We start from the raw sequence: 19,103 nt of genomic DNA, 5'->3' as shown, positions 1-19,103 counted from the left end.
CACGCAAAGCGCCCACGCCCGAGCGGGCGCTCAGCGCGCCGAGCGAACGCAACGAAAGCCGCCGCCCGCGAAGCGATAATGCGGCTCGAATCGGGTGCGGGAGTAGGTCTTCAGCGATTGCGCGCCGAAGAGCCAGGAGCCGCCGCGCATCACGTAGAGCGGGTGGCGCGGCTTCGCGGTGTTCTTCGGGTTGCGCGAGGGGCCGTCCATGTAAAACGCCGGATCGTCGACGTCCTCGCACCACTCCCAGACGTTGCCGGCCATGTCGAGGACGCCGTACGGCGACGCGCCCTCGGGGTAGGAGCCGACGGGCGCCGTGCCGCGATGTCTTCCGCCGTAATGGGCGCGCGTCGGCGTCGGCTCGGCCTTGCCCCAGGGGTACCTTCGGCCGTCCGTCCCGCGCGCGGCCTTCTCCCATTCGGCCTCCGTGGGCAAACGCTTGCCGGCCCACGCGGCATACGCGCAGGCGTCGTCCCACGAGACGTTCACCACGGGGTGATCCTCGAGCCCGCGCGGCACGGCGCCGCGCGCCCAGTGCGCGAGGAAGCGGCCGCCGCTCTCGTCGGCCGGCGTGTATCCGGTGACCTGGACGAAGAGCGCGAATTGCCGGTTCGTGACGGGCGTGCGGTCGACGTAATACGCGTCGAGGAAGACCTCGCGGCGATCGGGGCCCATGAGAAAGGTCCCCGCGGGCACGAGCACGGCCTCGGCGCCGTCCGTGTCACGAAGGACCGTCGCGAGCGGGGGAACCGAGGTGTTCGACGGGCGCAAGGCGACGGATCCGGGCGCGGGCTCGTCGACGGCGACGAGCAGGCGCGCGCGGAACTCCGCGCAGGTCTGCGGCCGCTCCCCGGGGTTTTTCGCAAGCGCGGAGAGCACGAGCTCCTCGAGCGCGGGCGGGATCTCGACGCGATGGCGCGAGGGCGGCGAGGGCTCCGTCTGGACGTGCGCCATCATGAGCGCGAAATGGTTGTCCTCGGGGAAGGGCGGCCGGCCGGCCGCGAGCTCGTAGAGCGTGACGCCGAGCGAGTAGATGTCGGAGCGATGATCGGCCGTCTTGTCGCCCTTGACCTGCTCGGGCGACATGTACCGGCAGGTGCCGAGCAACGCGCCGCTGACGGTGTACGTCGTGCCCTCGAGGATCCGCGCGATGCCGAAATCGACGACCTTGGGGACGAGCTCGCCGCCGGGCCCCCGCATGACGAGCACGTTGTCGGGCTTGAGGTCCCGATGCACGATGCCCTGCCGGTGCGCCGCGTCCATCGCGTCGAGCACGGCGGCGAAGATCTCGCGGACCTCCTCGAAGGGCATGCGGCCGCGCCATTTCACGAGGTGATGCGCGAGGGTCTGGCCCTCGACGTGCTCCATCACGATGCCGAGCAGGTGATCGTGCTCGATGAGGTCGAAGACGGAGACGACGTGCGGATGCGAGAACGTGCGCAGGACGCGCGACTCGCGGACGAAGCGGCGCCGGATCTCGGCGTCGCCGGCGAGGTTCGAGTGCAGGCACTTGATCGCGACCGTGCGGCCGAGGGCGCTGTCGTGCGCGCGATAGACGACGCCCATGCCGCCCTCGCCGAGCACGCTCTGCACGGCGTAATTGCCCGAGAGCAAGGTTCCGGGCGGGATCCGCATGGGCGGCAGGCGGCTGTTCGGCGAGGCAGACGCGGGCGTCGGCTCGCGCTCCACCGGCGTCGTCGGCGCGAGCGCGGAGGGCGCCTTCATGAAGAGGACCGTGGGATCGGACGCGGCCACGACGGGCGCGCCGCAATCGGCGCAAAAACGCGCCTTCTCGCCGATCGCGGCGCCGCAACGCCGGCAGGAGAGCTCGCCCGAGGCCATCTGGGCAGCAGAGCTTCGCAGATCGCCAGGGCGCGAGGCAAGACATCCTCGCGCCCGAAGCCTGCCATCGCTAGGGGCTACGCTCGGACAAGCCGAGCTGCGCCCCCAAACCCCCCCGCGTGCTAAGAAGCGCCCATGGTTCTGCTGTCCGTCCTCGATCACGTCACGCGCGCGATGCTCGTGCGCCGCGGCGTCGAGAGCCGCTTCGTCGAGACGCCCGTCGGGCGCGTGCACGTCTACGACGCGCGCGGCGAGGGAGCGGCCACGCCGGTCGTGTTTCTGCATGGCATCGCCTCGTCATCCACGGTCTTCGCGCCGACCCTCGCGCGGATCCGAAAGGCGAGCCGCCGCGTGATCGCGCTCGACGCGCCGGGGCACGGCCTCTCGGGCGCGCCGTGGGTGACGCTCGCGCCCGAGCGCCTGTTCGAAGCGCTCTCGCATGTGCTCGATCGCGAGCTCGACGCGCCGGCCCTCGTCGTGGGCAACTCGCTCGGCGGCGCGATGGCGCTTCGGTACGCGCAGCGCAGGCCCGAGCGCGTCGCGGGCCTCGTGCTCACCTCGCCGGCCGGCGCGCCGGTCGAGGATCCGGACGAGCGCGAGCGGTTCCTCCGCGGGTTCGTCATCGAAAACATGGGCGACGCCCGCGCGTTCCTGGCGCGATTGAACCACGCGGTCCCGTGGTACGGGCCGCTCGTGGCGCCGGACTTGAAGCGCATGTTCAAGAACCCGTCCGTGCGCGCGATCCTCGAGTCCGTCGAGCCGCGGCACTTCTTCGCGCCGGGCGAGTTCGCCTCGCTCTCCATGCCGATCCACGTGATCTGGGGCAAATCGGACCGCGTGATCCCGGCCTGCTGCCTCGGGTTCTTCAAGGAACACCTGCCGCCGCACACGGTCTTCGAGGAGCCCGAGGGGATCGGGCACTCGCCGCACACCGAGGATCCGAGGGCGTTCTTCGCGCTCGTGCACCGCGCCCTCGAGCGGCTCTCGTGATCCGCCGTCAACCTGGGCCCGGATCGATCCGGGCGAACACCTCGTCCCGGGGCCGCGCGCGGTAAAACAAGCTGCGCTTCGGGGCCTCGGCCATGATGCCCTCCCAGGTGCGGCGGCGCGGGCGCTTCATTTGATCGGCGAGCCCGAAGGGAAAACCCGTCACGGGGTCGGCGCGCTCGACGAAGATCGCGTGCTGGTGGATGTGCTTGTCGCGCTTCTCGCCCTGGATGCTGATCACGTCGCCGGGGCGGATCTCGTCGGCGTAATCGCGTAGCTGCGCGAAGAACCGCGAGCGCTCGCCGAAGGGGATACGCTCCTCGCCGCGGAAGCGGCGCACCTCGAAGAGCTCGGGCTTCGATTCGGCGAACTCGCCGAACGAGACGACGCCCCGCCGATTCTTGATGCCGCTCTCGTTGAAATCGAGCCGCCCCGCGGCGCGGCCCGGTTTCTCCCCGCGCGGGCGATACCAGGTGCCCGCGGCGCGCTCGTAGGTGTCGAGGACGAAATCGACGCAGACCTCGGGCGGGCGCGGGCGGCCGGAGGCGTCGAAGACCTGATAAGGTCTGTCCTCGAACGTGAAGCCCTGGCGGCCCTGCAGATAGGCCGTCATCCATTGCGGCCGGAGGATGCCGTCGCGGAAATGGTCGGGCTCGGCGTCGGGGCGATCGAAGGGCAACGCCTCGTCGACGGCGCGGCTCACGGCCTGCCGGATCGCCTGCATCGCGCGGCGCTTGAACGCGGTTTTGTCCTGGAAGGCGCGGACAGCCTCGCGGACGGGGCGATCTTCGGCGAGGCATTCGAGCGACAGGTTGGCGCCTTCCGCGCGGACGAGCGCCGCGGCCCAGGTCTCGCCGAAGCGGAGATCGGCGACGATCGTCGATTCGGTCGTGTGGCGCAGGCGCGCGCGCTCGAAGCCGACCTCGTCGGCGAGGGCGGCGAGGTCGCGGTGGAGCGGCGCTCGGAGCTCGTCCTCCGTGACGGCCACGCGATCCCCGAAGAGCAGCTCGGCGCTTTTGCCCGAGGCGTCCTGGTAGCGGGCCTCGCGGCGGAGCTCGACGCGATCGAGGGCGCGAACCTCGTGGCCTCGCAAAAGGTGGATGCGGGGCTCGTCGAAGAGGTCGGTCAGGGTGATGTGCGTGACGAGCGCGAGGGCGTCCTGCGGGTCGGACGCGTAGACGTACCCTTCGCGGAGCAGGAGGGCGCGCAGGGCGCGGGGTTCGCCGCGGTGCCGCTTCCGCAAGGCAGCGACGCGGCCGCCCGGGCGCGCCTGGGTGAACAGGCGAGCCGACGGGACGAGGCGCGCGTCGAGGGCGTCCTCGGGTGTGGGCGCGGGCTCGCGGACGAGGACGAGGGGTTCGCCGCGGGCGCGGCCGAGGATCTCGATCCGCGCGGCCTCGAAGGCGGGCGCGCCGGGGGCGGCGGGGGAAACGAGCAGCTCCGCGACGCGGCGGCGGCAGGCGTTTGCCGCCTCGTCCTCGGGGTTCGGCGCGGGCTCTGCGGGCGCGGAGGCGGCCACCGCTGCCGTGCTGGCGAGCGCGGGCGCAGGCAGCGGGCCGCGATCGCAGGCGAGGCCGAGGAACGAGAGGAGGAGGGTCGGGAGGAGGGCCCAGCGCATCGGTGCCGATGGACGAACGAGGGTGCCCCGAGAATTCCCACGATCGAGGCGCGGCGTCCACGCGTCGACGCTCGTCGACGCGAGAGGGCGGGGCGGGGCCCGGGCTCGGTCGAACAATGTCCGATGCTCCATGAATACGACGACGCGCCGCGCCATGGACATTGTCGGTCCCATCGCCGGACATTCCGCTCGACAATCACGAGCGCGTCGGATCCAGCAGAAAACAAGGGCTCCCGGCTTTTTTCCAGGAATTCGGTTCGCGGACGGAGAATGTCCGACCGCAGGATCGATTCCATTGCGGCGAACGCGGAGATTGCGTAGACATGGTTTCACCGGCTCGCGAGACATGAGCCGGCGCTCGGGGAGGCGGCTCGCGTGGCAACGCGGCGTGGGCCGTCTTTTGTGCGGAGGCGCGTCCGACGTGGGCGCGCTCCCATTTCGAGCAAACGAAGTACGACCCGAACCATCTCCTCGGACCTGGCCATGCAAGGAATCGACGTCTTCCTGGATACTTACGTGCGGATCGACGAAGGAACGGCCGTGCTCCTCTGCTCGCATCGCGCCTCGGTGCGGACGGCGGCCTGGATGTACGCGGCGCTGTGGACGCGCGGCGTCGATCCCGAGACGTATTGCTTCGAAGAGGACGGCGACGAGGGGGACGCGGCCGTCACGGCGGCGATCCGCGCGCTCCGCGCCCGGCCGGGCGTCCGGCGCGTGGCGGTGATCGTCTGCGAGCCGGGCGGGCCATCCCTGCAAAATGCGCTCGCGGCCGCGCAAGGCGACAAGCCCGAGCGGACGCCCATCTTCCGTATCTCCGGGTGCGGGACGGGGATCTTCGAGACGGGATTCGGCGAGGCCGAGGAGGAGGCCGAAAACGAGGCCCTCGGGCTCACGCCGACCGACATCGACGACCTGCTCGCGCAGTGCGACACCGAAATGGGGGACCTCGACGATCGCGATATCGAGGAGGTCGCCGCGATGACGCTCGAAGAGGATGTCGACGCGCTGAGCGACGAGGAGCTCGCCGCGCTCGCGGAGCTCGAGGACAGCGAGCTCCTGGAGCTCGCGACGGCCTGGGGCGAGGAGGGTTTCCGTGTCCTTGCTTGAAGAGGTGCCCGTGCGACGAAATGCATTGCAGGCAGCGAGCGGCCCCGCGTCACGGAGGCGCGTGGACGGGCGGTTCATCTCGGACGAGCCGCTCGCGCCCTACGACAGGCACGTGCGGCGCGAGCTCGCGAGCTGGTCCGCCGAGGCGCTGCAAAAGCTGGAAGGGGCGCCCGAGGAGCCGATGGAGCGCGCCGCGGCGCTCGCCCGCGCCCACCAGGACGCGGCGCTCATCGCGAGTTACCTGGGCCGTCCGAACGAGGCGCGGCTCGTCTGCCACGCGGGGCTCGATTGCGTCGCGGAGCAAGCGGAGTCGTCGGGAGACGAGTCGATCCTGCTCTTCGGCTTCGGCACGCTCGTGGAGCTGTCGCGGCTCGACGCGCGGCTCGGGCGGACCGACGAGGCGCTCTGCGTGCTCGAGCGGCTGTCGGGGCTCTCGCGAGGCCAGGGGCTCTCGTTCGGCGCGCTCACGATAGCACCCGCGACCTGGGCGCGCATCGGGCCGGGTGAAGGCGGCGCGGAGGGCGCGCTCGCTTCGATGGTGGCGATCGAGACGCAACGGACGCTGCTCGGATCGGGCCGCCACGAGGCCGCGCTGGAAATGGCGCGAAGCCAAGGGCCGACGCCCGCCGATCCGGTGCTCGAAGCGATGCGGCGCGAGGCCTACCTGGTGTCGCTCTGCCGGCTCGGTCGCGGCGAGGAGGCGCTGCTCGTCGCGGCGCTCTGGGCCGCGGAAGCGCACCCGATCCGCAGGCCGATCTTCGAGGTGCGCCACGCAGAGGCGCTCGCCGCGTTCGGCGATCCGGTGCGGGCGCACGCGATCGCCGAGGAGTGCGGGCGCCGCGTGGAGTCGCGCCTGTCGGCCGGGCCCGTGACCATGTTCGATCTGACGATCGCGGCGCGTGTCTCGCGGCTGCTCGCGACGCTCGGGGATCCGCTCGCCGCCGAGCTCTGCCGGACGTCGCTCCCGGCGGCGACGGCGATCGGGGACGTGCCGCTCGCCGCGGAACTCGCGCTGCGGATCCTCGCGACCGATCGCCGCGACGAGGTGCGCGCCGACGCGCTCGAAGCGCTGCGCGCGATCGCGACGGGCAGCGGATACCGGATCCCGGCCGTGGAGCGCGCGGTCGAGGCCGAGGACGGGCCTCTGCTCGCGCGCTCGCTGAAGGCGCGCGCCCCGAGTTATCCGCGGCTCTTCGAGCGCCTGCTCGGCTTCCCGCCCGACGCGCTCGAGCGTCAATTCTAGGCGGAGATGGGCGTGAGCTCCTCGCCGCTCGTGAACCTCGCGAGCCGCTCGCGCGCGCCGGCGAGCCACGCTCGCGCCTCGGCCTCGTCCTTGCCGTGGAAGAGCAGCCTCCGATGCGAGCCGAGCAGGGCCGTCGCGCGCATGAGCATGTCGATGCCCACGCGCATCCCGAAGCCCCCGCCGTACGTGGCGAGCGCGCGGGGCGGCATCCGCGGATCGGGCGAGCGCAGGACCTTGCGCGCGAGCGGCGACATGCCGTCGCTCAGGCCGAGCGGGACGAGCACGAGGATGTAGGGACGCCGGAGGCTCCACTGCACCACGGTGTCCATGAGCTCGGCGTACTCGTCTCCGACGTATCCGTGGAGCTCGATGGTCACCAGATCGGGCTCCTCGAACACCACGTGTTGCGAGCCGAAGCGAAGTTCCCGGATCATCTTCCCCTCCCCCGCTGTGTTGACGCAGCCGCAGGAGGCGCGCACGCCGCGGGCAGGCTTCCGTCAACGCCGTCGACGGGCGCGCGCGCGTCGTGCGAGGATGCGCCCCAAACAGGCGCAGAACGCGCGCCGATTCACGAAGGACACGAAGCGGGCGATGGAGCATCGGGACGAGGTCGAGGCGCTACGCGCGGAGGTGAGCGCGCTGCGGGCAGAGCTCGCGGAGGTCCGCGCGGTGCGAGACCGAGAGACGCAGCTCGCCGCGGGTTATCGCGAGCTCTTCCACGGCGTCCCCACCGCCATGGCCATGACCGACGGCGAGGGGCGCGTCGTGGAGGTGAACGAGGCGTTCATCAGCCTGCTCGGCTACACGCAGGACGACCTGCGCGGCCGCTCCACCGACGAGATCTCCCACCCCGACGATCTGCCCGTCGAGCGGACGCTCTTCGCCTCCCTCGCGCGCGGCGCGCGGCCCTTCGTGGAGTTCGAGAAGCGCTACCGCCGCAAGGACGGAACCTGGATGTGGGCGCGCCTGTTCACCGGCGTCGCGCGGAACGAAGCGGGCGAGATTTTCGCCGCGTACGGGGTGCTGAAGGACGCGGAGGAGGAGCTCAGCACGACGGTGACGTCGGTGCGAGCGGTCGAGGCGCGTAACCGCGCCCTGCTCGACGCGGTGCCGGATCTGCTGTTCGTGATGAGCCGCGACGGTCGTTTCCTCGACTGCAAGCCGGCGCGGGACGTGCCGCTGCTCGTCTCGCCCGCGCAGTTCCTCGGCCGACGGCTCGTCGACGTGTTCCCGTTCGACTGGGCCAGGCGGCAGGCCGACGTCATCCGCGACGTGGCCGAGGACGGCGAGGCGAGGATGGATGGGTACGCCGTCGAGACGCCGGACGGGGTCATGCATTTCGAGTCGATGTTCTCACGGGCCAGCACGGGCGAGGTCGTCGTGGCGATCCGCGACGTGACGAAGCGCGTGCGGGCCGAGAAGGAGCGCGATCGGCTGGCCGAGGAGGTGAGCGCGCAGGTGAACGAGCTGCGGCGCTGGAAGGCGCTCGCCGACCGCGCGCCCGACGGGATCTCGATCGTCGGCCTCGACGGCGGCGTGACGTACGCGAACCCGGCGTTCGAGGAGATGATGGGGCGAGGGCCGCTCATCGGGACGAACGTGTCGAGCTTGCTCGCGACCGGCGAGGAGGCGCGCCGCATCGACGCGGTGCTCCGGAGCGAGGGCCAACACCGAGGCGATATCGTGCTCGTGCGCGGCGATCGGACGCAGATCACCACGCAGGGCGTGATGTTCGTCATGACGAACGAGGACGGGACGCCCGCGTCGTTCGGCAGCATCATGCGGGATCGGACCGAGGAGCGCCTCGCGGAGGAGGAGCGGCTCTTGCTCCGCGAGAAGCTCATCCAGGCGCAGCAGAAGCTCATCGAGGAGCTCGAGACGCCGATCCTGCCCGTGGCGCCGGGCGTGCTGGTGATGCCGCTCGTCGGGCGGGTGGACACGGCGCGCGCCGAGCGCCTGCTCGGCTCGCTCCTCGAGGGGACCACGACGCACGGGGCGCGCGTGGTGATCCTCGACATCACGGGCGTGCCGGTGGTGGACGCGGACGTGGCCGAAGGTCTCGTGCGGGCGGCGCGCGCCGTGCGGCTGCTCGGCGCCGAGACGCTCCTCACGGGCGTCGGCCCCCTCGTCGCGCGGCAGCTCGTCGCGCACGCCGAGGAGGTCTCGGTGCTGCGGCCCTGCAGCACGCTCGAGCGCGCCGTCGCGCTCGCGCTCGGGATGTCGCGAGCGCGAGGGGAGCGCGCCGGAGGCGGCCGGCAGGGCGACGCTAAAGCAGGCTGATCATGTCGACCGTGGCGGCGTAATCGACGCGGGGCTCGCGCGAAGACACGGCCGTGGGGTACACGCAGAGCGCCTCTTCGAGGGCGTGGCGCGTGCCGATCGACGGGAGCTCGAACGCGATGCCCACGGCGCGGCTGCCCTCGGTCGAGGCGTGCTCGTCGGCGATCCGCGCGACCTTGCCGCGGGCGTCGATCCACTGCTCCCGCCCGGGGATGCGCAGCGAGATCAGGACGTCGTCGCCCACGGCCGCGGGCGCATCCGCGACGAGGAGCATTCCGCAGGTGGACAGGTCGACGCCCTGCGCGCCGAGCATGGTGAAGTCGTCCTCGCGGACGACCTGACACTCGACGGGCACGGCATGGCGCGTGGCGCGCCGCTCGTTGGCAAGCAACATCTCCATCAGTGGCCTCCTCGCGCGGAGCCTACCGAGGCCCCTTCACGCGGCCAAGAAAGCGCCTTTTCCACGCCCGTTGGGATACGCTCGAGGCATGTCCTCGCGGATCTTTCTCCTCGCGCTGCTCCCCCTCGTCAGCGTCGCTTGCGTCGACGCGAGCTCGAACGAGCCGCCGGCCCCGGGAGGGCCGCCGCGCGAGATCGTCTGGAGCGCGTTGCCCACGGACGGCGCGCCCGCGCCGCGGTACGCGCACACGGCCGTGTGGACGGGCTCGAAGATGATCGTGTGGGGCGGTGATGTCGGCGGAAACCCGACCGCGACGAACACGGGCGGCATTTACGATCCGGAGACGCGCGCGTGGAGAGCCACGAGCACGACGGGCGCGCCGGCGGCGCGGTTCTCGCACACGGCCGTGTGGACGGGCTCGAAGATGATCGTGTGGGGAGGCTTCGGCGCCGCGGATCTCGAGGCCGCGGGCGGGATCTACGATCCGGAGACGGACACGTGGACGCCGATGAGCACGATGGGACAACCGCCACCGCGCTTCGCGCACACGGCGGTGTGGACGGGCTCGAAGATGATCGTGTGGGGCGGCGCGAGCGGGGCGAACGTGCTCGGCAACGGCGGCATGTACGATCCGGAGGCGGATACGTGGACGCCGACGAACGGCGCGGGCAGCCCGCCGCCGCGCCGCTATCACGGGGCCGCGTGGTCCGGGAAGCAGATGCTGATCTGGGGCGGGACGAACGCGTTCGATTGGCTGAACGACGGCGTGATCTTCGACCCCACGGGCACAGCGCAAGGCGTGTGGCTCGGCGCGGCGAGCTCGGACGGCGTCCCGGAGCGGCGCGAGCGCATGACCTTGGTCTCCACGGGTTTGTCGTTCCTCGTGTGGGGCGGATGGAACGGCGGCGACAACTTGAACACGGGCGGCCTCCTCGACGCGGCGTCGGACGAATGGACGGCGACGAGCACGGAAGGCGCCCCGGGCGCGCGCGCCGATCACATGAGCGTGTGGGCCGGCGATCACCTCGTCGCGTGGGGAGGTTGTCGAGAAACACCGTGCACGGCGAGCAACGTCGAGGGAGACGGGGGGCAATACGTGCCGGGCAAGGACGGGGGCACGTGGTACCCGATCGGCGCGCAGGCGAGCCTTTCGGCGCGGTACGGGGCGACGATCGTCCACGCGCAGAAGGCGGTGATCGTGTGGGGCGGGCGGACGGACCCGACGACGCGGACGAACACGGGCGCAGAAGCGCCGTTGTGAGGATCAGGCCACGAGGACGTGATACGCCGCGCTGACCTCGGCGAACCGCGCGGCGTTCCGATCCCGCGTGGCCGCGGGCGCCGTGGCGTGGCGATCGGGGTGGAGCTCGATCGCGAGCTTGCGGAACGCGCGCCTCACGTCCGCCTCGCCGGCCGTCTCCGAGAGGCCGAGCATCCGCAGCGCGCGGCGCCGCGCCTCGTTGTTCGGATGCGCGAGACGCGAGGACGTGGACGCGCGCGGCGCCTCCTTGCGCGGCGCCTGCTCGGACCGCGGTGCGCCGGGATAAAATCGCGGCGAGCGTGCGGGAGCGCGACGGACACGCACCTCGCTCGCGGGCACGAGATCCCGCTGGCGCGGCCGACCAAAGAGGAAATCAGGCGGCTCGAGCGGGTGAACGCGCCGGGCGAGGAGCTTCGTCGGTCGCGCCGTGTGGAACGCGACGGCCGCGTCCTCGAGCTCGAAGAGCGCGTCGAGCTTCAGGCGGAGCTGCACGCGCAGCGCGGCCTCGACCGTCGCTGCGTCCACGAGCCGCTCGGCGACGAGGATCTCGCCGCTCGGCCGCGGATCGCCACCTCCGATGCGGCGCAAGAGCGCGCGAAGCGCGACGTCGGCGAGGAAGCCCTCGCGCCGCAGGAGCTCGCCGATCGGCGGCGCCGGGAGGCTGGTCTCCACGCCGGAGACGAGGCCGGAGGCGAGGTGGATCTTGTGCCTCGACGAAGCCGCGCCCGGAGGTGCCCAGAGATCGGAGAGCTCGAGCGTGCCCGTCGTCCGCTGGCGATACAGCCTCCCGAGCAGATCCCCGAGCGTCGTCGCCGAGAGCCGGCTGGGCAGGATCATGGGCGTCGGTTACCCAAAACCTTTGATCGAGGCCAAGTTTTTGTAGGATGCGGGCCATGACCCTCCCCGCGCCCGCCGCCGACGTGGCCCGCGCCTCGCTGCTCGGCTTCTCGAGCCGGCTGCGAGATCTGCTCGCCACGCTCGAGTCCGCCGCCCTCGTCGGTCAATCGGAGGTGCGCATGCGCGGGCTCGGCGAGCACCTGCGCTTCGCTTGCCTCGCGCTCCCCTGCGCCGAGGCGCTCGTCGCCCTCGAGGTCGAGGCGCTCGGCCGGCTCAGCGTCCCCGTCGTGGCCGATCCCCAGGGGTATCGCCGCGCCACGCTGGAGTTCTTGCCGAGCGGGACGCCCTTCGCCTACCTGCTCGGCGGCGGCGGCGCGCACGCGGCGGAGCTCGGCCCCGACGACCCGATGATCGACGCCCTGCGCCCGGCCCTCGCCACGCGGCCGACGGCGGGGATCTTCGTGCCCATCCGCGTCGGCGAGTCCACGATCGGCGGCGCCGCGCTCTTCGCAGAGGGAGCGCCGCTCGGCGATCACCACCTCGAGATGGCCGAGCGGCTCGCCGAGGTGCTGGCCTTGACGGTGGAGTCGTTCCGCACCGAGCAGATGATCTTCTCGCTCTTCGCGCGCGCGCTGCCCGACCTGCTCGCCGAAGACGCGCCCACCTCGCTGCGCGAGTCGCTCGCGCAATACATTCACGCGCTCCGCCTCGGGCCGACGTACAAGGAGCGGCTCGCGCTGGCGCTCGCCGTGGGCAAGCTCTGCGATCGCGGTCCCGCCGAGGCCACGCTCTGCGCCGAGGTGCTCGCGCGTTTCGACGCCTACGCGGCCTCGATGGGCGGCGCGGTTCCCTACGACGGTACGCCATGACGGAGACGAACCCACAGGCGCCTGCAGAGGCGCGGCGCGTGCGTGTCGCCCTCGTGGACTCGGGCGTGGACGCCTCGCACCCGTGGCTCGCGGGCGCGGAGATCCGCTCGCTGCGCGTGGAGAAGAAGGGGGAGGGCTTCACGGTCTGTCCCGACGAACCCGTGGATCGATCGGGGCACGGCACGGCGTGCGCGGGCATCATCCACAGGCTCGCGCCGTTCGCCGAGATCACGAGCGTCTGCGTGCTCTCGCCCGAGGGCAGGTGCTCGCGCGACGGCCTGCTCGCGGCGACGCGCTTCTGCGTGCGCGAGGGCTTCGACGTCGTGAACCTGAGCCTCGGGATCGACCTGCCCAAGGGCGCGCCGCTCCGGCCCACGGACTACAAGTCGATCGTGGAGCTCTACGAGATCGCGGACGTCGCGTACACGGCCGGCGTCGTGCTCGTCGCGTCGGGGCCCAACGCCTCGGCGTTCCGGACCTACCCGGGGCGCTTCAAATCCCTCATCGGCGTGGGGCGCGCGTCGTCCGACGACCCCGAGTTCTTGAAGACCGAGATCACGGTCGACTGGGAGATCCTCGCGCCGGGCAACGACGTGCTCGCGCCCGCGCTCGGCGGCGGCGAGCGACGGTGGACGGGCACCTCGTTCGCCGCGCCCCACGTGGCCGCGCACGTCGCGCGGCTCCGCGAGGCGCGCGCCGATCTCTCGATCCAGGACATCAAGGCCGCGCTGCACGCGCTCGCGGCCCGGCGGCTCGAGCGCGACGCAGGCCTCTCGCGCGCCTCGTCACCCCCTGCGCAGATCGACCACGGAGGCGCGCTCTCATGATCCGTCCCCTCGACCCTCTGCACGAGGTCTCCTCGATCACGCGGCTCCTCAAGAGCGCACCGGCGGAGGAGGCGCACGCCGAGATGGCGCGCCTCGAAGCGCTCGATCTCGATCCGCTGCGATCGGCCGCGCGCCTCTTCGCGAAGGGCGCGCTCGGTCAACGTGAAGGCGCGCTCGACCTTGCCCGCGAGAGCCTGTCCGCGGCGGCCTCCGCGTTCGCGGACCTCGGCGAGATCCGCGCCGGCAAGATCGCGCGCTGCGAGGCGATCCTCGCGGCGGTGCGGCGCGGACCACGCGTGGTGTATCGCGAGTCGATCACGACGCTCGAGGCGATCACGCGGGAGGCGGACGGCGACGCGCTCGTCGAGGTCGTCGCGACGCACTACCGCGGCGCCGCCGAGCGCCTCCTCGGCGACGCGGCCGCGACACAACGCAGCCTGCTCTGGGCGCTCGAACGATCGCAGCCCTTCCTCGACGAACGCGCGAAGATCCTGAACTCGCTCGGGACGCTCTACGTGGTCATGGGCGCGCACGGCGCGGCGCGGGATCTGCTCGAGCACGCGGCCGAGCTGCACCACCAGCACGGCGACGTCATCGGCGAGGCGATCTCCTTCGGGCAGCTCGGCTCGGCCGCGCTCGCGCTCGGCAACCTCGAGCGCGCGCGGCATTTCTTGCAGCGACAGGAGTGGCTCTGCTCGCGCGTCGGCGACGTCTTCGGCCAGGCCCGCGCCTTGAACTTCCTCGCCGACGTGGCCACCGCGCGTGGCCGCCCCGACGATGCCCTCGCCCTCGCGACCCGCGCCCGCGAGATCGCCGCCTCCGCCCGACCGCCGCTCCGCCTGTGGATCGCCTACGCCACGCGCGCGATCGGCCGCGCCCGGATGGATCTCGGCGAGCCGAACGCGCGCGAGGATCTCGAGGCCGCCGCCACGCTCTTCGGCGACGTGGGCAACCCCCTCGGCGCCGCGCTGACGAGCTGGGATCGCGCGAAGCTCGAGGCGCGCGCCGACGCCGCCGCGCCCGAGCCCGGCGTCCCCTCGCGTTTTTTTGGCCCCGCGTCGCAGCTCGCCGCGCTCGGCCTCGCGGGGCGCATCGCCGAGGTCTTGCGCGACGAACGGACGTCCTCGGCGGTGAAGGCCGAGGCGCGGGCGTCGGAGAAGGCCATCGCGGCCGCGTCCCAGGGCCTGCCGCACCTCTCGGTGGCGCAAGAGGTGGAGCTCTTGCACGCCGAGCCCGACGAGCTCGCGCGCCTCGCCGAGGCGAAGACGACCGCGCAACGCAACCTCGCGCGCCTCTCCTCGTTTTGCCTCGCGCCGCCGGGCCTGCTCGTGGCGGCCGTGGCGAGCCCGAGCGCCGGCACGGGGCGCCCTTCCCTGCCCTCCGAGCGCAGCGCGGCGGCGGCGATCGCGGACATGCCCGGGCTCGTCGTGTGGGCCTGGCTCGGGGGCACGCCGCTCGTCGAGGTGGGCCGGGATCTCGCCTCGTTGAAGGTCGCGCTCGGCGGCGACGCGCGCGCGCGACTCTCGCGTGTCTCCGGCGCGCGTGTGCTCTCGGCGCCGCTCGCGGGCGAGGTGGGGCCTCTGGTCGAGGGGCTCGACCTCGGCCCGATCGTGGCGGCGGCGCTCTCCGTGCCGCCGGGCACGCTCGAGATCGGCGCCGGCATCACGTGGGATCCGGAGGCGGAGGCGCGCGCCGTGATGGCGGGCTTCTCGACGCGCAGGGATCCCACGGACGGGCCCGCTTGACGTGACGGCACCTCCCCCTATGTTCCGCGTCGCCGGATGAAAAAACCCGAGACGTTCGAGGTGCGGCTCGTATCGGCGACGATGATCGCGCCGATGGTGCGGCAGCTCGTGTTCGAGCGCGTCGACGGCCAGCCCATCGGTCACGAACCCGGTCAGTGGGTGAACCTCGCCTTGCCGCTGCCCGAGGGGGAGCGGCGCCGCGCGTACTCGATCGCGTCGGCGCCCGACGGATCGAGCCGCTTCGAGATCGCGGTCACGCGTGTCCCGTGCGGCACGGGCTCGATCTACCTGCACGATCTGCCCGAGGGTTCGGTCCTCTCGGCGATCGGCCCGCATGGCCTGTTCACGCGCGCCTCCGAGGATCCGAGCCCCTCGCTCTTCGTCGGCACCGGGACGGGCGTGACGCCGCTCCGCGCGATGATGCAGGCCGCGCTCACGAAGGGCTCGGGCGCGCCGCTCTGGCTGCTCTTCGGCGCGCGTTTCGAGGAGGACATCCTCTACCGCGCGGAGATGGAGGCGTTCGTCCGCGCGCACCCGCACGTGCGGTACGAGATCACGCTCTCGCGCCCCGGCGAGGGATGGAAGGGCAAGAGCGGTTATGTCCAGGCGCACGTCCCTGCCCTGCTGCGCGAGCTCGAGGCTGCGGGCGCGCCCGTCGCGCCGCACGTCTACGTTTGCGGCCTCGAGCGCATGGTGAAGGCCGTGCGCGAGCTCTGCCGCCGCGAGCTCGGCGTCGACCGCAAGCACGTGCACACCGAGCGGTACGACTGATCGATCCAATCCTCCGAGCACGGCGGCGCGGCGCTCCTCCCAGAGACACGCGCCGAAATGCGGCCTCGTTGGTGGACGGACGCTGGCGTCGAGGGTATAAATTTTCCATGTTACGTCGACTATCTGAACTTGGAAAAGCTTTCTCGATGCGAGGAGGGACCATGCGTTCGGTCTTGCTGGCGCAGGTGGCGGGTGCCGCGTTGTTTTTGGCTGGATGCCCGGGGACGGAGCAGGTCGAGCCCACCGGCGGCACGAACTGCCCGTCCGGCCAGGTTTGCCCTCCCGGCACGGGCGGCGGCGGAAACGGCGGCGATGGCGCGGGCGGCGCGGGCGGCGAAGGCAACGGCACGTCGCAGGGCGGCGCGGGCCAAGGCGGCGCGGGCGGCAATGGCCAGGGTGGCTCCGGCGGCGCGGGCGGCAATGGCCAGGGCGGTTCCGGCGCGGGCGGCAATGGCCAGGGTGGCGCGGGCGGCAATGGCCAGGGCGGCGGCGGCGGAAATGCGGTCTGCGAGCCGCTCGAGAACGACGTGAACGTCACGATGGTCGGGGCGACGAAGTGCTTCCCGCTCCAGCCCGAAATTCCGCAGTGCAAGGAGACCATCGACGGCCCCTGCTGTGTGATCAGCGTGGTCACCAAGGACGACCCTGAGGTCATCGCTTACCTCGAGGCCTTCGAGAAGTGGAAGGCCGCCGGCTGCATGCCGACGGGCTGCCCGCCGATCCCCTGCCCGGACATGCCGCAATTCCAGTGCACGCCGGACGCGAACGACCCGACCACGGGGACGTGCACGCCGGTCATGCCCTGAAGGCCTGACCTCGGTCGGCTTCGGCCCCTTCGTCCTCGCCGCGCGAACGCGAAGACGAAGGGGTCTTCGCTTTTTCGGCCCCCTCAGCGCCCGCCGGCGGGATGATTCGTCGCCATGAACCCGCATGAAGACCTCTTCGCGCAGGCCGCGCGCGCCCTCGAAGCCGCTCGCGCCCTCGTCATCACGGCGGGCGCGGGCATGGGCGTCGACTCCGGCCTGCCGGATTTTCGCGGCAACGAGGGATTCTGGCGGGCGTATCCGCCGTACAAGGACCTCGGCCTCGGTTTTTCGTCCCTCGCCAATCCGCGCTGGTTCGCCACGGATCCCAGCCTCGCCTGGGGTTTTTATGGCCACCGCCTCGCGCTCTACCGCAAGACCCAGCCCCACCCCGGCTTCGAGGTGCTCGCGCGGCTCGCGCGGCGCATGACCGACGGGTTTTTCGTGTTCACCTCGAACGTCGACGGCCAGTTCCAGCGCGCGGGCTTCGAGGACGAGCGCATCGTGGAGTGCCACGGCGCCATCGACTTCATGCAATGCACGCGCTCCTGCGGCGCCGGCATCTTCCCGGCGGACGCGCACCACGTGAAGGTCGACCCGCAGTCGTTCCGCGCCGAAGAGCCGCTCCCGAAGTGCCCACGCTGCGGCGCGCTGGCCCGGCCGAACATCCTCATGTTCGGCGACCCCCAGTGGGACGATCGTCGCACGCACGCGCAGGAAGAGCGACTCGAAGCGTGGCTCGCGGCGCTGCCACGGGAGGCGCAGGGCCGCGTGGTCGTCATCGAATGCGGCGCCGGCACCGCCATCCCCACGGTCCGATCGTTCGGCGAACGGATCGCAGAGGGCCTCGGCGGCCTGCTCGTCCGCATCAACGTGCGCGAACCCGAGGTCCCCGCGGGTCACGTGGGGCTGCCCCTCGGCGCGCGCGCCGCGCTTACGGAGATCGAGCTCCGGCTCGCGCGCGGCGCCCGGGTTTGACCTTCCAGACCACGCCCGTTCGATTGTCGAAGCCAGCCTCAAAAAACGAGCGGCGGCATCCCGGAGGACGCCGCCGCTCCTTTGGGTTCAGACGGACAAACTAGGCTGCCTTGCGCCGTCGGCGCGCCGCGATGAGCGCGCCAGCGAGCCAGTCGTCGAAGTTCGACGCGTTGCCGTCGTCGCAAGCCTCGCCCGGCTGCACCACGCCGTCGCCGCACGTCGCGCTCGTGCACAGGTTCGAGCAGCCGTCGTCGTTGATGTCGTTACCGTCATCGCAGGTCTCGACGCCGATCTCGACGTACCCGTCGCCGCACGCCGCGAGCTTGCAGTCCTGCGCGCACGCGTCGGAGTTCGAGACGTTCTTGTCGTCGCACTCCTCGACGCCATCGAGGACGAACCCGTCGCCGCACGTGGCGTTCTTGCAGGTCACGAGGCACGCGTCGCCGTTCGACAGGTTGCCGTCGTCGCACTCCTCGTTCGGGCCCACGATGCCGTCACCGCAGCCCGGCAACGTACATGCCGTACGAGCCGTTGTTCGCCGTGGGGTTCTTCAGCGTCGGCGTACCCGCCGTGAGGTAGTAGCCGTAGTTCGACGTGTCACTCGACACGTTCGTCAGCGAGAGCGCCGCGCCTGCCGCGGCCGAGCGCACCGCGTACGACGCGTACTGCAGGTTCACGTTCGTGAGCGTCGCGCCCTTTGATTCCTCGGGCAGCACCACGCCGTACCAGTTGCGCGAGCCCGCCGCCGTCAGCGTCGTGTTCACCCACAACGTCCCGTGGTAACCCGGCGTCGCGTCGTTCACGTAGTCGAGCGGCCCGAGATCACCACCCGCGTCACCCGCGAAGCGCGACGGCGAGTTCGACGTCAGCCGCATGTTCGTCGGGATCGACGCGTAGAGCGGGTTCGCCGAGATGCAACCCGTGCCCTCCGACGCGTTCGTGTAGTTGCCGAGGGAGTTGCCCCAAACGTTCGAGTACGTCGTCGTCGCCGTCGTCGAGCCAGAGCCCGTGACGCGATAGATGCCGTACTGCTGCCCGCTCCCCGTCAACCCCGTCACGTTGCTGTTCTTCACGTTCGCCGTCGACGACGCGCCCGTCGACGCCGAGATGTACACGCCGTACGTCCCGTTGCCGTGAATCGTGTTGTTCGTCAGGTTCACCGTCGACGTCGCCCCCGAGCTCGCGCCCAGCCGCACGCCGTACGTCCCGCTCCCCTGGATCAAGCAGCCCGAAACCGTCGTCGTCGCCGCGGCGCCGCTCGGGCCCACGTACACGCCCGTGTTCGTGTTGTTCCGGAACGTGCAGCCGGAGACCGTCGCGGATGCGCTCTGCGCGACGTACAGGCCGTACGAACCGCCGTTCGCCGTGACGTTCGTGAACGTCGGCGTACCCGCCGCGCCAACGCCGAAACGCCCGAGCGCTCGGACGGTCTCACCGAAATGATCAGGTGTTTCGATGATTTACGTTCGCTTCAGAACGTCTGAGAGAAAAAGTACAACCGATCCCGGGCGGCGACGTCAAGCGGCGGACCCTGG

General features: G+C 71.5%; 18 protein-coding genes. 11 read left to right on the top strand and 7 right to left on the bottom strand.

From position 1 onward, the window contains the following. Window positions 1-30 precede the first annotated feature (30 nt). Window positions 31-1,842 carry a bifunctional serine/threonine-protein kinase/formylglycine-generating enzyme family protein gene (locus GF068_RS38395; protein WP_170319928.1) on the bottom strand — a complete coding sequence of 604 codons (1,812 nt, stop codon included), beginning with the start codon at window positions 1,840-1,842 and terminating at the stop codon, window positions 31-33. Between the two features lie 135 nt (window positions 1,843-1,977). Here GF068_RS38395 and GF068_RS38390 point away from each other — a divergent pair, with 135 nt between their 5' ends. After that, the gene (locus tag GF068_RS38390) at window positions 1,978-2,832 is read left to right on the top strand and encodes an alpha/beta fold hydrolase (protein ID WP_153824527.1); all 855 of its coding nucleotides are present in this window, start codon (window positions 1,978-1,980) and stop codon (window positions 2,830-2,832) included. Between the two features lie 7 nt (window positions 2,833-2,839). Here GF068_RS38390 and GF068_RS38385 read toward each other — a convergent pair whose 3' ends face one another. Next, entirely contained in the window at window positions 2,840-4,447 is a 1,608-nt protein-coding gene (locus GF068_RS38385) for a hypothetical protein (protein WP_153824526.1), read from the bottom strand. A 483-nt stretch (window positions 4,448-4,930) separates the two neighbouring features. Between GF068_RS38385 and GF068_RS38380 the strand changes: the two genes are divergently transcribed. Both GF068_RS38380 and GF068_RS38375 read left to right on the top strand, forming a co-directional pair. Then, window positions 4,931-5,554 carry a hypothetical protein gene (locus tag GF068_RS38380; RefSeq protein ID WP_153824525.1) on the top strand — a complete coding sequence of 208 codons (624 nt, stop codon included), beginning with the start codon at window positions 4,931-4,933 and terminating at the stop codon, window positions 5,552-5,554. Then, the gene (locus GF068_RS38375) at window positions 5,541-6,797 is read left to right on the top strand and encodes a hypothetical protein (RefSeq protein ID WP_153824524.1); all 1,257 of its coding nucleotides are present in this window, start codon (window positions 5,541-5,543) and stop codon (window positions 6,795-6,797) included. The genes GF068_RS38380 and GF068_RS38375 overlap by 14 nt, the downstream gene beginning before the upstream one ends. On the opposite strand, the gene GF068_RS38370 is transcribed toward GF068_RS38375, so the two are convergent. Beyond that, window positions 6,794-7,231, bottom strand: coding sequence for a hypothetical protein (locus GF068_RS38370; RefSeq protein ID WP_170319927.1), 438 nt, complete (start codon window positions 7,229-7,231; stop codon window positions 6,794-6,796). The genes GF068_RS38375 and GF068_RS38370 overlap by 4 nt on opposite strands. A 100-nt stretch (window positions 7,232-7,331) precedes the next feature. On the opposite strand from GF068_RS38370, the gene GF068_RS38365 reads away from it, so the two are divergent. Next, a complete protein-coding gene (locus GF068_RS38365; RefSeq protein ID WP_170319926.1) occupies window positions 7,332-9,077 on the top strand; it encodes a PAS domain S-box protein in 1,746 nt (581 codons plus the stop codon). Here GF068_RS38365 and GF068_RS38360 read toward each other — a convergent pair. Next, entirely contained in the window at window positions 9,064-9,477 is a 414-nt protein-coding gene (locus GF068_RS38360) for a PilZ domain-containing protein (RefSeq protein WP_153824521.1), read from the bottom strand. The genes GF068_RS38365 and GF068_RS38360 overlap by 14 nt on opposite strands. Window positions 9,478-9,565: 88 nt before the next feature. Between GF068_RS38360 and GF068_RS38355 the strand changes: the two genes are divergently transcribed. Further along, window positions 9,566-10,738, top strand: a complete 1,173-nt coding sequence (locus GF068_RS38355) for a Kelch repeat-containing protein (RefSeq protein ID WP_153824520.1) — start codon at window positions 9,566-9,568, stop codon at window positions 10,736-10,738. 3 nt (window positions 10,739-10,741) lie between these two features. On the opposite strand, the gene GF068_RS38350 is transcribed toward GF068_RS38355, so the two are convergent. Beyond that, on the bottom strand, window positions 10,742-11,575 hold the full coding sequence (locus GF068_RS38350) for a J domain-containing protein (protein ID WP_153824519.1): 834 nt from the start codon (window positions 11,573-11,575) through the stop codon (window positions 10,742-10,744). A 56-nt stretch (window positions 11,576-11,631) separates the two neighbouring features. Between GF068_RS38350 and GF068_RS38345 the strand changes: the two genes are divergently transcribed. The 6 genes from GF068_RS38345 (at window position 11,632) to GF068_RS38320 (ending at window position 17,568) form a co-directional block, all read left to right on the top strand. Beyond that, on the top strand, window positions 11,632-12,444 hold the full coding sequence (locus GF068_RS38345; RefSeq protein ID WP_153824518.1) for a hypothetical protein: 813 nt from the start codon (window positions 11,632-11,634) through the stop codon (window positions 12,442-12,444). After that, window positions 12,441-13,271: a S8 family serine peptidase gene (locus tag GF068_RS38340; protein WP_153824517.1), complete on the top strand. Its 831-nt coding sequence runs from the start codon at window positions 12,441-12,443 to the stop codon at window positions 13,269-13,271. Before GF068_RS38345 ends, GF068_RS38340 begins: the two co-directional genes overlap by 4 nt. Then, window positions 13,268-15,016 carry a tetratricopeptide repeat protein gene (locus tag GF068_RS38335; protein WP_153824516.1) on the top strand — a complete coding sequence of 583 codons (1,749 nt, stop codon included), beginning with the start codon at window positions 13,268-13,270 and terminating at the stop codon, window positions 15,014-15,016. The genes GF068_RS38340 and GF068_RS38335 overlap by 4 nt, the downstream gene beginning before the upstream one ends. Window positions 15,017-15,052: 36 nt before the next feature. Beyond that, the gene (locus GF068_RS38330) at window positions 15,053-15,787 is read left to right on the top strand and encodes a ferredoxin--NADP reductase (protein ID WP_153824515.1); all 735 of its coding nucleotides are present in this window, start codon (window positions 15,053-15,055) and stop codon (window positions 15,785-15,787) included. A 161-nt stretch (window positions 15,788-15,948) separates the two neighbouring features. After that, window positions 15,949-16,593 carry a hypothetical protein gene (locus tag GF068_RS44605; RefSeq protein ID WP_206079646.1) on the top strand — a complete coding sequence of 215 codons (645 nt, stop codon included), beginning with the start codon at window positions 15,949-15,951 and terminating at the stop codon, window positions 16,591-16,593. 114 nt (window positions 16,594-16,707) lie between these two features. Further along, window positions 16,708-17,568 carry an SIR2 family NAD-dependent protein deacylase gene (locus GF068_RS38320; RefSeq protein WP_153824514.1) on the top strand — a complete coding sequence of 287 codons (861 nt, stop codon included), beginning with the start codon at window positions 16,708-16,710 and terminating at the stop codon, window positions 17,566-17,568. 100 nt (window positions 17,569-17,668) lie between these two features. Here the strand turns inward: GF068_RS38320 and GF068_RS38315 are convergent, their stop codons facing one another. Then, complete coding sequence (locus GF068_RS38315) at window positions 17,669-18,055, bottom strand: DUF4215 domain-containing protein (RefSeq protein WP_338046744.1); 387 nt, start codon at window positions 18,053-18,055, stop codon at window positions 17,669-17,671. Between the two features lie 7 nt (window positions 18,056-18,062). Further along, window positions 18,063-18,911 (bottom strand): right-handed parallel beta-helix repeat-containing protein, encoded by an 849-nt coding sequence (locus GF068_RS38310; protein WP_240808047.1) that lies wholly within the window; start codon window positions 18,909-18,911, stop codon window positions 18,063-18,065. Between the last annotated feature and the right edge of the window lie 192 nt (window positions 18,912-19,103).

Origin of the sequence: Polyangium spumosum (genome assembly GCF_009649845.1) — a bacterium.
Lineage (GTDB): Bacteria > Myxococcota_A > Polyangia > Polyangiales > Polyangiaceae > Polyangium > Polyangium spumosum.
This window is presented reverse-complemented; position numbering and strand designations above follow the sequence as displayed.